8 protein-coding genes and 1 other annotated feature are annotated in these 14,791 nt (G+C 61.8%); of the genes, 3 read left to right on the plus strand and 5 right to left on the minus strand.

All coding sequences use genetic code 11. The features are described from left to right. Window positions 1-16: 16 nt before the first annotated feature. Window positions 17-943 (minus strand): glycine/sarcosine/betaine reductase selenoprotein B family protein, encoded by a 927-nt coding sequence (locus tag CN97_RS09165; RefSeq protein WP_035710215.1) that lies wholly within the window; start codon window positions 941-943, stop codon window positions 17-19. A gap of 103 nt (window positions 944-1,046) precedes the next feature. Continuing rightward, window positions 1,047-3,752, minus strand: a complete 2,706-nt coding sequence (locus tag CN97_RS09170) for an aminotransferase class III-fold pyridoxal phosphate-dependent enzyme (protein ID WP_051911103.1) — start codon at window positions 3,750-3,752, stop codon at window positions 1,047-1,049. Between the two features lie 752 nt (window positions 3,753-4,504). On the opposite strand from CN97_RS09170, the gene CN97_RS09175 reads away from it, so the two are divergent. Beyond that, window positions 4,505-5,239: a VPLPA-CTERM sorting domain-containing protein gene (locus tag CN97_RS09175; protein WP_035710217.1), complete on the plus strand. Its 735-nt coding sequence runs from the start codon at window positions 4,505-4,507 to the stop codon at window positions 5,237-5,239. Between the two features lie 328 nt (window positions 5,240-5,567). Next, entirely contained in the window at window positions 5,568-8,453 is a 2,886-nt protein-coding gene (locus CN97_RS09180) for a DUF11 domain-containing protein (protein ID WP_131389645.1), read from the plus strand. Here the strand turns inward: CN97_RS09180 and CN97_RS09185 are convergent, their stop codons facing one another. Both CN97_RS09185 and CN97_RS09190 read right to left on the minus strand, forming a co-directional pair. After that, window positions 8,454-9,866, minus strand: coding sequence for a SulP family inorganic anion transporter (locus CN97_RS09185; protein WP_035710226.1), 1,413 nt, complete (start codon window positions 9,864-9,866; stop codon window positions 8,454-8,456). 27 nt (window positions 9,867-9,893) lie between these two features. Then, window positions 9,894-9,948 (minus strand) — a sequence feature (sul1 is cis-regulatory element that is thought to sense ions involved in sulfur or methionine metabolism; They are found in Alphaproteobacteria). Window positions 9,949-10,071: 123 nt separating this feature from the next. Beyond that, window positions 10,072-12,363 (minus strand): arginine/lysine/ornithine decarboxylase, encoded by a 2,292-nt coding sequence (locus tag CN97_RS09190; protein WP_035710229.1) that lies wholly within the window; start codon window positions 12,361-12,363, stop codon window positions 10,072-10,074. 540 nt (window positions 12,364-12,903) lie between these two features. On the opposite strand from CN97_RS09190, the gene CN97_RS09195 reads away from it, so the two are divergent. Continuing rightward, window positions 12,904-13,200: a hypothetical protein gene (locus tag CN97_RS09195; RefSeq protein ID WP_035710232.1), complete on the plus strand. Its 297-nt coding sequence runs from the start codon at window positions 12,904-12,906 to the stop codon at window positions 13,198-13,200. A 96-nt stretch (window positions 13,201-13,296) separates the two neighbouring features. On the opposite strand, the gene CN97_RS09200 is transcribed toward CN97_RS09195, so the two are convergent. Next, window positions 13,297-14,781, minus strand: coding sequence for an aldehyde dehydrogenase (locus tag CN97_RS09200; RefSeq protein WP_035710234.1), 1,485 nt, complete (start codon window positions 14,779-14,781; stop codon window positions 13,297-13,299). Between the last annotated feature and the right edge of the window lie 10 nt (window positions 14,782-14,791).

The raw sequence follows: 14,791 nt of genomic DNA on the forward strand, positions 1-14,791 counted from the left end.
CGTCGGAGACGGCCGTTCAGGATGCTCCGAGCGTCTCGGCCCTGATTTGCCGTGCGGTCAGCCGCGCTGCTTCCGCCTCGGCGCGCAGCGCGGCGACCTCATCGGGGGTGCGGCTGTGAATGTTGGAGTAATCGAGCTTCCAGCGCATGTCGGGCGAGAACGTCTCCGGCGAGTGCATCGTCGTCCGGGGGCCAGGCGCGCGTTCCAGCAGGTCGAGCGCGCGGTGAAGGTTGCGCAGCTGCGATGCGGGATCATTGGGCCGGCCTGCTGCATTGCCGAGCGGCATGTCGCTGAACAGCAGACGCGGAGCGCCTGCATGCTCCACGATGTCCTTTGCCGCGCCCATGATCACGGTAGCGATGCCGTTTTCCTCCAGATGCCGGGCGATGAGTGTCACCGTCTGATGGCAGATGGGGCAGTTCGGCACCAGGATCGCGGCGGTCACGTCATCCTGACGGCAGCGGGCCAGTATTTCCGGCGCGTCTACCTCCACCGTATGGCGCTGGCTGCGGTTGGTCGGCGCCCCGTGAAACCGAGGCGCGAGTCGCCCGAGCCGCCCTTCTGCCTGTCGCAGCGCGGCCAAGGGGAACCAGGCACCCTGATCGGTCATGTTGGCATTCTGCCGATCAATGCCGACATGGGCGATCCGCAGATCCGGGTCTGTGGCGGTGGGGAGAGAATAGACCTCATAGAACTTTGCGGCGGAATTGTAGGGAGCGCCCTGTCCCTGCGGGCCGTTGGCCGGATCGTAGGGAACCGCGGTCGTGATGATGGCGACCGTGCTTTCGGCCAGAGATCCAGTCAAAGGGGTAAAGGGCGCGTCAGGATTATAGGCCCAGTCGTAGGGGGTGTCATAGCCAAGGCCGAGATACCACTCCCGCGTCCGGCGCATGTAGCCGACAGGTTCCGTTAGCGTGGCATCAGTCTCGGCTCTTTGCATCATCGCGGCCTTCTCCCCCCTTGCGTGGCGCGTATGAGGATGCGCCACGCTTGGGTCAGGTTTTGCGCATAGACGGTGGTTTGTCTATGGCCGCGGTACAGCGAGCTTACCAGAAACGGTCGGACCGTTGGCGGACACCCGTGTCGTCGGATGTGAGAGAGGAGAGCGAAGGGACATTCGCGCGACCGCCGCTTCGGCCCCCGACCTGGCCCCCGATCTGGCCCGCGACCCGGTCGACGGCCTTCCGGCGAAACTGCGCGGCAAAGGCGTTGATTGCGGCCTCCGTCACCATGTCACCATACCACTGGGCCGGTGCCGGCTCGAAGCCATGTTCTTCTGCCAGAGCGGAAAGCAGGTCGGCATCAGCCAGCGTGAGGGTGGAGCCGATGCTGAAGTCCCGCTCCTGACCGGAGAGGGCGAGAAGCATCGTCTCGCTGAGGCAACCCCAGGCGATGTTGGCAGGCAGCGTCTGGAAAGGCCCGAGGTCCACGTCTCCCGGCGGACGGACGAGCCCGCCGTCAAAGACCAGCACGCCGGTACCGCGCAGATCGGCCTTCTGCACATTCGGCGGACGCGCCACGTCGCAGACGAGAGTGCCGGGCTTCAGGCGCCGCGGATCGACAAGCACGGTATCCGAACTCGTGGCCACCAGTACCACATCCGCATCGGCCAGCGCGGGTTCGAGATCGGTCGTCCAGGACAGGACGTGCTCGTACCCAGCCTTTGCCTTCGGGGCGACGTGGATCGCCTTCTCCGTATCCATCTGGCGGACAGACCGCGCCAGCCGCCCCGGCGTCCAGGCATCGGTGCGCGGGTTTCTGGCCAGCGAGGAGAGGATATCGTCGGCAACCTTGGAGAGGAGACGCGGCGCAAAGGGATTGCGGGCGTTGCCCACCAGCGTCATGCGGCCGGCCCGCCGGGCAAGCAGCATGGCCCCAAGCCGCCCGATCGCCCCCGACGCGCCGACGACGACGACATGCGCGTCCTCAAGGGCGATGCCGGTGCGGCGGCAGATCTGCGTGACCGCCTTCACTGCGGAGACGGTGGTCAGCGTATTGCCGCTGGTGATAGGCACGCCGCTCCCCGTAACGGTCTCGCCGCCACGCGTCACGATGGAGGTGAAGGCGCCAAGGCCAACACGGCACGCGCCCTGTTCCCCCGCGATCGCCACCGCGTCCGCGATCATCTGGCGGGCCTCGGCCTTTCCCTTGCCGCGCATGTCACCCGGCAGCATGGGGACAGAGAGAAGCCAGCCGGAGGCGACCTTGCCCGCGCGGGAGGTCACATCTGGAATCTCATGGACGATGCCCGCGCCCAGCCCCTTCACCCAGGCCTTCCAGCTTGTCAGCTCCTCCTCGCTGAACTGTCGCAGGGAGGCATCGGAGCGGAAGATGTCCTCATCTTCCGTGTAATGGATCACGAACCCGAAACGGCCGGGAACGAGGCTGCCCTTCGGCACGGATGCCGGTTGCGTTGCCGCCTGCGGAACCGCTTCCGCAAGGTCTCCACCACCCTTGCGCGCGACGAGGTGGCGCACGAGGGCATAGTAGTCGTTCTCATGGATGATCCGGCAGACCGCTTCGAGCGCTGCCACAGCCTTGTCCAACCCATCGCGGCCGAGGATAAGCGGCGGTTGCAACCGGAGAACACGGCTGTCGTTGAACAGCGGAGCCGTGAGCACCTTCTGCACGTTGACGAGATATGAGGCGATGAGCGCGGTCACCCCGCCGTTGAAGCCGGCATGTGCCATGATGGCGGAGTTACGGCGTTCCTCCAGCGGCTGAAACTCCAGACCGAGCATGTATCCCCGGCCGCGAACCTCGCGGATCACATCGGGATAGGCGCGCTGCAATGCCTCCAGGCGCGCACGGATGTAGGTGCCGTTCTCAGCCACGCGCCGAATCAGCGCCTGATCATCCTCCAGCAGCTGATCGAGTGTCGCGCAGGCAACCGTCGCGGCCAGCGCATTATTGGCGAAAGTGGAACTATGGAGCCGCCCGAAACGGTCATCCCACGCGGAAGGGCGCACGATGCAAGCGCCGATCGGCATCAGCCCGCCTCCAAGCGCCTTGGACAGCAGCAGCATATCCGGGGCTTCCTTGAAGTGTGAGCAGGCGAACAGTTGGCCGGTGCGGCCGAGTCCGGTCTGGATTTCGTCGAGAATTGTCAGGACGCCATGCTTCCGGCAAAGGGCGATCGCGGCTTCAGCGTAGTCTTCAGGCGGGCAGACCACGCCGCCCTCCCCCTGAATCGGCTCGAAGATGAAGGCCGCGATGCCGTCGGCGGACGCGACAAGGCGCGCTTCAAGGGCGTCAAGATCGCCATAAGGCACGTAGTCGAAATCGGGGGCCGGGGCGTTGAAGCCCTGCTGATAGAGCGATTTTCCCGTGGCGGAGAGGGCGCCCAGCGTCTTGCCGTGGAAACCATTCCGGGTGGAGAGGATCAAGGCACGCCCGGTCCTGATCCGGGCGAGCTTTATCGCGGCCTCGACTGTTTCCGCTCCGCTGTTGGCGAGCGTCGTGATGGAGAGATCCCCCGGCGTGACCTCTGCCAGGCGCTTGGCCAGCCGCTCGGCCTCGGCAGAGTGGAGGGGCTGGATCAGGGACGGTATTTGCGCCTCGTGAGCGGCCCGCAAGGCCGCCCATCCGCGCTCAGGATTATGCCCGAAGGGCAGGGCGCCATACTGAGAGAGGAAGTCGAGATACTCCTCCCCATTCTCATCAAAGAGACGCGCGCCGCTTCCCCGGACCATTGCCCCGTTCAGCGCGAAGATCTCCAGCAACTTTGAGCGAGCAGGATTCAAAAAGGACATGGAGGCTCCATTCAGATCTCGGTCGGCTGCTGTCACCGGGGTGAAACAGTCGGTTGAAGAAGGTCAAACGCATCACGGAGTTGCCGTCCTGAGGGTCGGCAACGTCGGCTCGTCGCATGTGTCTTGAGAGGGCAGCAGGCAGCAGCAGATTGCGAAGTCAGTTCTATTGTTTGCTGGATAGCTGGCAATGCCCGCGCTAAGAAGCCCAACTTCAATCATGTCTGACATTTCGGCATTTTGCTGCCTACGGCAATGATCCCAATGCGCGGTTTTGTGCGACAATCACGCAATAGTTGTGTGTTTGTTGCGAAAATAAGCGTGATTTTTTGAGCAATGCGCGAAACGCACCGCTGCGCCGCCGCATTTCCCTCTGCGAACTGGATATCTGGCGGGCCGCGTGACGGTGAGGAGATCTGGCCTTTTTAAGCCCGGATCAGGTGGGGTGGCGCTCGGTGGAATGTTTCGCTATTGATTACAATACTGAATTTGGACGCCCGTGGCTTGGCATGGTCAGGGACGTCCTCAACGTGTCCCCGCCTGCAAGCGGCAGCGAGCCTCGTGTGCCTTCTTTCTTGGGAAGTTACTGCGCCGCAGCGCCGAGGAATTGCAGCGTAAATTGGTGAATTACGCTCTATTTCGGACTGAGTGCTGATTTTGCAAAACTTTTGTCGAAAAAGACTCGCGCTTTAATCATTTATAGGTTTAAATGATTAAGCACTTTTGATCGATTGTGATACCCCGGGAGGTTTCCAATGGTATTCAAGTTTCTCGGCGCCGCAGCATCTACGGCGTTCTTGCTTACCGGTGTCCCCGCATCTGCGGTGACCCTGGTTCTCGACAATTTCTCGTCCGAACAGTGGGTCCAGGATGGCCCCACCACGGACAACCCCAACGCGTCCGAGCTTGCCGTCGGGGGCATTCTGGGCGGTGCCCGTGATCTTGCCATTACGAACAGCAAGGCTGATGGCAACAAAACCGCCACTTCCGAAATGCGCGTCACCGGCGGGAACCTGAAGTTCTCGAACGTGGCCGGAGCGCGGGGCACGGGCTGGCTCACCTATGATGGCGTGGATGGCGACGGTGTTGCCGTAAACACCACGGGCTTGGGCGGTGTAAACCTGAACATCGGCCTCAATCCCTACTTCTACTTCGCCGCTCCTGCGAACATCACCTTCGACCATGTCGCAGAGTTCAGCGTCACTGCTTGGGATATGACCGGCAAGACTGTCAGCTATAGCGAGCTGCTGGCTCCGGGTTACGATCCGAACCTTTACTTCAGCCTGTTCACGGGCGACGCCGGCTTTGATTTCGGCAACCTGGGAGCGCTTCAGTTCATGATCAGCTCCACCGATACCGCCGATGCGGTTGATGGCGCCATCACCCAGATCGAGGTGCGGGCGAGCGTTGTTCCGCTTCCTGCCACTGCCCTCCTCCTGCTGGGCGGTGTGGGTGGTCTCGCAGTTCTGCGTCGTCGCAAGCAAGCGTGATCACATTCGCTCTCTGAGCGGAGTATTCTGAGAGACGCCAGCCCAGTTGACAGGGCTGGCGTTTTTATTTGGTGAAAAGTCTGTGCATAGGGTGATTACATAACCTTCCATTGTGATCACGGTTGTTCCGCCCCGTGCTTAGACATAAGGAACAACCATCTAAACGAATCGGACGAATTTTCCGAAGAACGTGGCATAATCGAGCTTTGTTGTAGCTTATTGATCAACAACTCCGCTTAGCATTAGGTCGAATGCCATGTCGCATTTCGTTGCCGGTTCGCATTTTGCGAAGGTTTTCTTGGCACTGTTGGGGCTGGGGATTGTCCCCGTGAGCGCCCGCCCGGTGCCTGTCACTGTCACCATCACCTCGGTCGAGTGTACGCAGGAAGACGAGTGCGACGCCGCCGGGATCGAGGCCGCCGGACAAAGCTGGCCGGACTTTTATGCACGCGTGTTCATCAATGGGGTTCAGACCGACACGCCCAGAGCGGATGATGATCAGCAAAAAATTCAACCATTCTGGACCGTCACCGGGGTGGTAGATGATTCGGTCGCCTCGACGGTGCCGATCGCCATTCAAATCTGGGATCACGACAGCACGAGCGGGGATGATATCGCTGATTCTTCGCCCCGATATGATCACAACAACCTCGATCTGGTTCTCGATCTCGCCACCGGTCGTTGGTCCGGGGACACGACGACGAGCTGCGCCACCGGCGATGGCGTGGATACGGATGATGATGACTATTACCCGGTCCGCGTCTGCTTCGACATTTCCACGCTCTCCGCCTCCGGAGATGCCGACGGCGACGGTCTTTTGGACTCATGGGAGTCTTTCGGGTTTGACGCCGATGGTGATGGAACGATCGACGTAAATCTTCCGGCGATGGGCGCAAACCCTCAGCATCAGGACATTTTTCTTGAGCTTGACTACGAGACCGGCCGGGAGCCGACGCGTGACGGAATCAATGCGATGAAACGGGCCTTTGCCGTTGCGCCGCGTCTCAATCCTGACGGGACCACGGGGATAAACCTTCATGTCGATGCAGGTGCCCTTTTCGATGCTGGCGCTGATGAGGCAGGGAGGGTGGCGACCTGCACGAACGGTATTGATGACGACGGCGATGGGGTGACCGACGGTCAGGACGACAGTTGCTTCTATCTCGATGCCAGCCGGGAGGTGGGTGTCGGCGACTGCGGCAACGGTGTCGATGATGATGGCGACGGGCTGGTGGACGCCAGTGATCCTCAGTGCCTGGTCGGCGACAACCTGGGGGGAGGCAATGCATTGGTTATCGCGCCGGCGACGCGTGCCTGCGGACTGGACGGTAACTTTGCCACGATCAAGGCCTCGCAGTTCAATGCCAATCGGGCCTGGATATTTCACTACGCATTACAGGCCGCGGCCCCGCCCGACCCTCCGCCCCCAGCACCGCCGCTCCGCTGTGCGGGCGGGGAGGGAGAGGTTGGCGGCAACGATTTCATCTCTCATAATCTGGGTGCAGGGACGCTTATGCACGAGCTTGGGCATAACCTGAACCTTGAGCACGGCGGTTCCAACTCCATGAACTGCAAACCGAACTACCTTTCCGTGATGAATTACAACCTGCAGGCCGGCATACCGCAGGTTACGGGCGGCAGAGTGCTTGATTACTCTCCGCCCCGGACGGCGCTTAACGGATCGACGCGCGCCGGCGCGCCGCTTGCGACGCTCTTGGAGAATGGGTTGAATGAGGCGCTGGCCGTCGACCCCGCCGATGCCAACAACTCCATCGTGTTCATGAACGGCCAGAACCAGCTTGCCACCGTGGGCGCGAATACGCTGCCGGACTGGACGGGTGATCCCTCGCTTCCTACCGGAGCGGGGGTGAACATCGACAACGGCATTCCCGCAACTGCAACCGCGCCTGGGGTAGGCGCCCCCGGATGCGCCAATACGGCGCTCAACAGCGTGCTTGTGGGGGATAACGACTGGAACAGGGTCGCGCTGAACTTTCACCAGTTTGCCGCTGGAGCAAGCGGCGCCATCGTGCGGAACCCGGAGACCAGCCCCACGCAGGACGATCTGGACCGCATGCAGCAGGAAATGCGACGCACCGATCTGCAACTGACACTGACCGCCACACCGGATCCCGTCGCTGCCGGAGAGGCCGTGACCTATACCGCCGTCATCGTCAATCGCGGGCCCAACCCCTCCCTTGCGACGAGCCTCGATCTTGAGGTTCCGCCTGCAACGGCACTGTTTCTTTCTCCCCCGCCCGGCTGCGTTGCCCCGGCGTCGGAGAAGCTGTCGTGTGACATAGACATGCTTCGCCCCGGAGAGACCCGGACGATTACGGCCCCGGCCATGCTTCCCGCTGATCTGGTTTACCTCGCCGGTGCGCCATTCACCATTGATGCCGTGGGTAAAGTCGCCGATCGGGCCGGAAACGACGCCGCGCAGGCAAACAATACAAGCACAGCGACGGTAAAGGCTGTGGCGGTTGCGGACCTTGCCATCCGCCTGTTCGATATCCCGAACCCGCCGCGTCAAATGCTGCCCGGTGAGGCAGTGGTGATAGAGCTCGCCTCAACACTGCACAGCGGCGGACCTTCCAGCCCCATGGATACGCTTCTCACGCTGCGCTCCACCGCCGATAATGGCGCCACCGTGACGCCGACCTTCCTGACCACGACCCAGGCTGCGCTACGGCAGGATGAGGTCCGCACCATAGTTGATCATGCGGTTCTCACCTGCAGGGAGCCAGGGCACCACAGGTTCCGCTTCGAACACCAGATCGCGCCGGACCGCGCGCCCGACAGCGATCCCGTGGCTGGAAACGACAAAGCGGTCCACGACCTGGCCATCGAATGTCTGCATGGCGACCAGCAGCCGCCGCAGGTGTTCGAGCAACCGGAAGTGCTGCTCCGGGGATTGCGGGCGGCGGGACTGGATAGCAGCGTGGCGGAGAGCGATCTGCTGTCCTGGCTCTCGACCCAACCGCCCTCTACCGCCTATCCGGCGATCATCACCTCCATCATTCAGAATGGCTGGCGCTTCCGCCAGCCTGCCTTCATCGACGTGATCGTATGGAACTATGAACATAGTCCCGGCATCACCTCACCGCGCCTGCCAACGGATGTCGATACGGAGGTCTTGAAACGCGCGATCCTCGCTGCCTCCAATGAGCGGAACGGAACGACCATCGAGGATTTCAACGCATTGCTGCAATGATCATCGGGGCTTCGGGAGGGTGGTGTTGAGCCCCAGGATCGTCACCTGAAGCCCGTGTTGCGCGAAGCGGGCCTTCACCTTTTCCAGGGCTGAAAGCGCGCTGATGTCCCACAGCGTGGCATTGGTCAGGTCTATGACCACGGGGCCGTCATGATCGATCGGATCAAAGGATTCGGTAAAGGCATCCGCAGACGCGAAAAACACCTGCCCCGCAACCGTATAGACATCGCCGTCGCGGCTCACGCTTTGCATCCGCGCCACCTTCGCAGCAAAGAAAACGCCGCTCATCAGCACGCCCACAAGCACACCCAGCGAGAGGTTGTGACTTACCAGTGTCATCGCGACAGTCGCTAGCATGACCAGATTGGAGAGCGCCGGGGTACCGCGGAGGCGGCGCAGCGAACCCCAATCCAGCGTGTCGATGGAAACCATGATCATGATCGCCACAAGGGCTGCGACAGGCACCTGTCCGACGATATCCCCGAGCGCTACCATCAGCAGGAGTAGAATACCCCCCGCAGCCATGGTCGACAGGCGCCCCCGCCCGCCATATTTCACGTTGGAAACCGTCTGCCCGATCATGCCGCAGCCGGCAATGCCACCAAACAGGCTTGCCGCGACGTTGGCCAAGCCAAGGCCGCGCGCCTCCATGTTCTTGTCCGAAGGCGTGCCTGTCTGATCGTCCACCACGCCAGCGGTCATCAGACTTTCGAGCAGGCCCACCATGGCAATGGCAAGGGCGGGCAGAAAGATGATGTTGAGCAGGTCGAGACCCAGCGGAACCGCGGGCAGGGCAAAGACAGGCAGTCCTTCCGGCAGTCTGCCAAGGTCGGCCACGCGGGGAACATCGATCCCGAACATGGAGCAGAGCGCCGTCAGCGCCACGACGCAGATCAGCGGCGCGGGTATCGCCGTGGTCAACCGGGGCGCCAGATAGATGATCGCGAGACCCGCCGCCATCACCGCATAGCCGGCGGGCCCGGCGGTGATGATATGCGGGAGCTGCGCCGCGAAGATCAGGATCGCCAGCGCGTTGACGAAGCCCGTCCGCACCGAACGGGAGACATAGCGCATGAGTGTCGCCAGCCGCGCGAAACCGAACACGATCTGAAACACGCCCGCCAGAAGCCCGGCGGCAAAAAGATACTGAACACCGTGCTCCTGCACCAGCGGCGCCACCACGAGCGCGATGGAACCGGCCGCGGCCGAGATCATCGCCGGGCGCCCGCCGAAGACGGCGATCACAATGCTGATGACGAAGGAGGCATAAAGCCCTACCGCCGGATCGACCCCGGCGGTGAAGGAAAAGGCGATGACTTCCGGGATCAGGGCGAAGGTCGCCACCGCCCCGGCAAGAATTTCACGGGCAGGGTTCTCCCGCCACTGACGAAGGTAGTGTCGTGTGCTGTTCATAAGATGGGAGCGTACGCGTCTTGAATGCGTTGTCCGGCGGATCGGCGGCCGGAATAGCCACCCGGATTGCACCGGGTCCATGCGAATGCAGCGGTTGTAACGGAGAAGACGGTTTTCGCCAAGCGCTTCTCTCAAGGCACTCTGCCGAGAGCCGCGGAACCGCACCGGGCGCGATGGTTCCCATGCGCCCGGTCGAAGTCATGCGTCAGACGGCAATGCAGTCGGCGTAGAACTGAACCTCGCCGTTCTCGTCCGTTTCCTGCACAAGCCCGTGGATATCCGTCTCAAAGCCCGGGCATTCCTTGGCGAACTCGCGGTTGAATTTCAGGTAATCCACGATCTGCCGGTTGAACACCTCCCCCGGGATGACAAGCGGGATGCCGGGAGGGTAGGGGGTGACGAGGCTGGTGGTGATGCGGCCCTCCAGCTCATCGATTGGCACGCGCTGGGTCGTGCGGCGGGCGATATGGGCAAAAGCGTCGCTGGGTTTCATCGCGGGGACAAGCTCGCTCAGATACATCGCGGTGGACAGAACAGCCACATCGTAACGCGCATAGAGCTCGTGGACATGCTGGCAGAGATCGCGCAAGCCCATGCGTTCATAGTGCGGATGCTTGGCGCAGAACTCCGGCATGGTGCGCCACATCGGCTTGTTCTTCGCGTAGTCGTCCTTGAACTGCTGGAGCGCTGTCAGCAGCGTGTTCCAGCGACCCTTGGTAATGCCGATGGTGAACAGGACGAAGAAACTGTAGAGACCGGTCTTTTCGACCACCACGCCATGTTCCGCCAGATATTTCGTGACGATGGAGGCCGGAATACCTGTGGCTTCGAACCGCCCGTCAAGGTTCAGCCCGGGTGTCACGATCGTGGCCTTGATCGGATCGAGCATGTTGAAGCCGGGCGCCATATCGCCGAAGCCGTGCCAGGAGTCCTCACCGTCAGACGGGTGCACCCCGTCCGCGTCGGTCCGGCGGAGCACCCAGTCCTTCGCGCGACCGATCCCCTCTTCCTCGAGCTCCTCAGGGCCCCAGACCTGAAACCACCAGTCGTCATCGCCGAACTCGGCATCGACCTTTCGCATGGCGCGGCGGAAATCCAGCGCCTCGGCGATGCTCTCCTCCACCAGCGCCGCACCACCCGGCGGCTCCATCATGGCAGCGGCCACGTCGCAGCTCGCGATGATGCTGTACTGCGGGCTGGTGCTCGTGTGCATCAGGTAGGCTTCGTTGAACAGATGCCGGTCGAGCTTGGTATCCTGCGAATCCTGCACGAGCACATGGCTCGCCTGGCTGATCCCGGCCAGCAGCTTGTGGATGGACTGGGTGGCATAGGTCACGGAATGCCGCGCACGTGGCCGTTTTCGCCCCATTGCGTGAAACTGTCCGTAGAACGGATGGAATGAGGCATGCGGAAGCCACGCCTCATCGAAGTGGAGGTTGTCCACATACCCGTCCAGCATGCCCTTGATGACTTCCGTGTTGTAGAGCACGCCATCATAGGTGGATTGTGTAAGCGTCATGATCCGCGGCTTGACGGTCTCCGGATCCACGCCCTCCAGCAGCGGGTTCGCGCGGATCTTCTCCTTGATGGAGTCGATCTCGAACTCGCTATGCGGGATGGGGCCGATGATGCCGAAGTTGTTACGCGTCGGGCGCAGGAACACCGGAACGGCGCCAGTCATGATGATGCTGTGCAGGATCGACTTGTGGCAGTTGCGGTCAACCACAACCACGTCGCCGGAAGCGACCGTGTGGTGCCAGACCATCTTGTTGGAGGTCGATGTGCCGTTCGTCACGAAGAAGCAATGATCGGCGTTGAAGATGCGAGCCGCATTGCGCTCGGAAGCCCCGATCGCGCCATTGTGGTCGAGAAGCTGGCCCAGTTCCTCCACCGCATTGCAGACATCGGCCCGCAGCATGTTCTCGCCGTAGAACTGGTGATACATCTGGCCGATGGGGCTTTTCAGGAAGGCGACGCCCCCGGAATGCCCCGGGCAGTGCCAGGAGTAGGAGCCATCCTCTGCATAGTCGAGCAGCGCCTTGAAGAACGGCGGCTGGATGCTTTCCAGATAGCTCTTGGCCTCCCGGATGATGTGGCGGGCCACGAATTCCGGGGTATCCTCAAACATGTGGATGAAGCCGTGCAGCTCGCGCAGGATGTCGTTAGGCAGGTGACGACTGGTCTTGGTCTCCCCATAGACATAGATCGGCACGTCTTCATTCTTGCGCCGCACCTCGCGGATGAAGCTGCGGAGATCCTCGATCACCGGGTCGTCGTCCGGACCGGGGCTGAACTCCTCATCGTCGATGGAGAGCACGAAGGCGCTGGCGCGGGATTGCTGCTGGGCGAACTGAGACAGATCGCCGTAGCTTGTGACGCCGAGCACATCGAAGCCTTCGTTCTCGATGGCCTCCGCCATCGCGCGGATCCCGAGCCCCGAGGAATTCTCGGACCGGAAATCCTCGTCAATGATGACGATGGGAAAGCGGAATTTCATGTCATCCCTCCGGGGAAGTGGCAGCAGTTACGCGACAGGTGCTTGTTGCACAGCCTCCGTCAAGGTCAACCCATGCGCTGAACCTCTGAGCGGGCGCAGCCGCCGGATGTCGATATGGTGATCTCGGATACAGAGCCGATCCGCCCCGGCTGGAACGGCAGGAAGAGAAGTCTGAGCAGGCCGATGCAGAACCACGTATTTGCTCGACCTCCGGCGACCTAATCAACTGGCTGAAGCCGGGCGCCGCATGGGCTGACAAGGGGCGTGAGGATGGCCATGACTTTCCGGGGGCGGTTTTGTTGATCCTGTCCCGGGAACGTAAAATTTTCATGAATTATCGGGCGTTATGAGCATCCGCACACCCTGGCTTACCGCCGCAGGAATTTCGGGGCAAGGATGCCTCGTCGGGGTCGGCCAGCGCTTTTGCCCTGGTCCTGTAGAACACCAGTTCAGAACCGGAGGACAAGGATTGGTGGGACCGGGAGGAACACCAGGGGCGGTCAGGACGTTTCGGTCGCATAGCCACGAAGGAGGACGATTATGGACCACTCTGCACATACGCGGCTCGCGCCGGACGAAATCACCGATGCTGTGCTGTCGGGTGCTACGGTCTATGGGCCAGGGGATGAGAAGGTCGGATACATAGACCATCTGCATGGAGCTGGGCCGAATGCACAGGTGATTATTGATGTCGGCGGATTTCTGGGGATCGGCGCCAAGCCGGTTGCTCTCAATGTCGCGGATCTCGACGCCATGCGCGATGAAAGCGGCGAAGTCCATGCCGTCACGCGCTGGACGAAGGACGACTTGAAGGCGATGCCGGAGCATCATCACTAAACCTGTTGCCGGTCGAAGGGTCAGGCCTTCGACCGGCTCGCTCAAGGTTCGGGCTTCCCTTAGCTCAGCCCTTCATACTCCCATACTCGTACGTCGCTAGCGGAGGACGAACGGGTTCGCGACGCCCTCAGCCAAGTTCAGCCACACGCACTTCGTCTGCATGAACTCATAGATGGCTTCCTGACCATTCTCCCGACCGATACCGCTCTTCTTGAAGCCGCCGAAGGGCGCCATGAAGCTGACCGCGCGATAGGTATTTACCCATACGGTGCCCGCCTTGATGGCATCGGCCATCCGTATCGCGCGCCGCATATCGCGGGTCCATACGCCTGCGGCAAGACCATAGATGGTGTCGTTCGCAATGCGGATCGCATCCTCCTCATCCTCAAACGGAATGATGGACAGAACGGGGCCAAAGACTTCTTCCCGCGCAATACGCATGTCGTTGGTCACATCGCCGAAGATCGTAGGCTCCACAAACCAGCCTGCTGATATCGTCTGGTCGGCCGGGACATCGCCACCGAGAAGGCAGGCAGCACCCTCTTCCTTCGCGATGCGTATGTAATCGAGAACCTTCTGACGTTGCGAGCGGGTGGTGATCGGCCCGACCTGCGTCGCCTTATCCATCGGGTTGCCGAGTTTCGCGGTCGCCGCGAACTCCACCACACGCCGGGAGATCTCGTCATAGACCGACCGCTGAACCAACAAGCGCGATCCTGCAATGCAGGTCTGCCCGGAGGCTGCGAAGATGCCGGAGATCGCCCCCTTCACCGCGTCGTCGAGATTGGCATCATCGAAAACGATGTTCGGCGATTTGCCCCCCAGCTCGAGGGAGACGTGTTTCAGCCCCTTCGCGGCCCCGGCATAGACCGAAGCCCCCGTCGCATCCCCCCCGGTGAAGGCGACCTTGTCGACGAGCGGATGCTGGACCAGCACATCACCTATCTCGTGCCCGTAACCCGTCACGGTGTTGATCACACCATCGGGAAAACCGGCCTGCTTGGCGAGCTTGACGAATTCCAGCGTGGACGCCGACGTGAACTCCGAGGGCTTGATGACCACGGTATTCCCAGCCGCCAGCGCAGCGGCGAGCTTCCACGTCAGCAGCAGCAGCGGCGAGTTCCACGGCGTGATGCAGACGACAACGCCCAGGGGTTCGTGGCGCGTGTAGCTGAAGATATCCGGCTTGTCGGATGGTAGCACCGCGCCTTCGATCTTGTCCGCGAGTCCGCCGAAGTAGTGGTAATACTCCGGCAGATACCTGACCTGCCCCGCCATCTCGGCATAGAGCTTTCCGTTATCGCGGGTCTCCAGTTCCGCAAGACGGTCGGCATTCGCCTCGATCAGATCGGCGAACCGCCGCAATAACTTTCCCCGCGCTGTCGCCGTCATCCTGGACCAGGGTCCGTTGAAGGCGTCGTGGGCGGCCTCAATCGCCGCCCGGGCGTCATCGGCGTCACAATGCGGCACCTCGGCCCAAGCCTTGCCGGTGAAAGGGTCCTCCGACACCAGCCACCGGCCCGTTCTGCTCTCGGTCGCCTGTCCGTTCACCGTATTCGTAAAGCGTTCAAGGCCGCTCATGTCATTCCCC

Source organism: Haematobacter massiliensis, assembly GCF_000740795.1.
Taxonomy (GTDB): Bacteria; Pseudomonadota; Alphaproteobacteria; order Rhodobacterales; family Rhodobacteraceae; genus Haematobacter; species Haematobacter massiliensis.